Source organism: Actinoalloteichus spitiensis RMV-1378 (assembly GCF_000239155.1).
GTDB lineage: Bacteria > Actinomycetota > Actinomycetes > Mycobacteriales > Pseudonocardiaceae > Actinoalloteichus_B > Actinoalloteichus_B spitiensis.
Window position 1 is genome coordinate 1 of record NZ_AGVX02000560.1, and the last position, 904, is coordinate 904.

A 904-nucleotide genomic window follows, 5' to 3' on the forward strand; every position below is an offset into this window, starting at 1 on the left:
GGTGACGGCCAGCGGGAAGACCGACCGCCGCGCCCTGCCCGCTCCGGAGGTCCACCCGGAGGCGGAGTACGTGGCCCCGGGGACACCGACCGAGGAGGCGTTGGCCGAGATCTGGGCCGAGGTCCTCGGCGTGGACAAGGTCGGGGTCACCGACGACTTCTTCCACCTCGGTGGTGACTCCATCGTGAGCATCCGAACCGTCGCCCGAATCCGTGCTCGACTGAAGGTGAGCATCCCGCCGCGCGCTCTGTTCGACTCGCCGACGATCGCCGGTCTGGCGGTCGAGGTGGATGGTGCTCTGTCGACCGGTAGCGAAGTCGACGCGATCCCCCGCTCCGACGGAACCGGCGCACTGCCACTGTCCTTCGCGCAGCAACGGCTGTGGTTCCTGGAGGAGTTCACCCCCGGCAGCGTCGAATACAACACGGCGCTGGCTTACCGGCTCTCGGGAACATTGGACCTGGACGTCCTGCGCGGTGCGTTGGCGGCGCTGGTACTCCGGCACGAGGCCCTGCGAACGACCTTCGCGGAGGTGGACGGGCAATCCGTCCAAGTGATCCACCCTCACCTGGAACCGGACTTCCGCGTCGTCGAGGTCGCTGACCTCCTCGTCGACACCTCCGCCGGAGGCGGAGACGCGACCGCCGTGCTCCTGCGTTCGGAGATGAGCACGCCCTTCGACCTGCGAACCGGACCGCTCTTCCGCGCCCTGGTGGTACGAGAAGCCACCCACCAGCACGTCCTCGTCCTGACGATGCACCACATCGTCACCGACGGTTGGTCGGAGGCCGTGATCCTCCGAGATCTCGGTGTCCTCTACGACAGGGGTCTCGGCCTGGTCACGGAGGAACTACCAGAACCCCCGGTGCGGTATGTGGACTGGGCGGTGTGGCAGCAGCGGAAC

Annotated in this window: 1 protein-coding gene; it reads left to right on the top strand. The window is 67.7% G+C overall.

Features of this window, described 5'->3' with window-relative positions:
- The coding region (locus ACTIDRAF_RS30420) for a condensation domain-containing protein (protein ID WP_039788713.1) at positions 1 to 904 on the top strand (904 nt) is incomplete at both ends.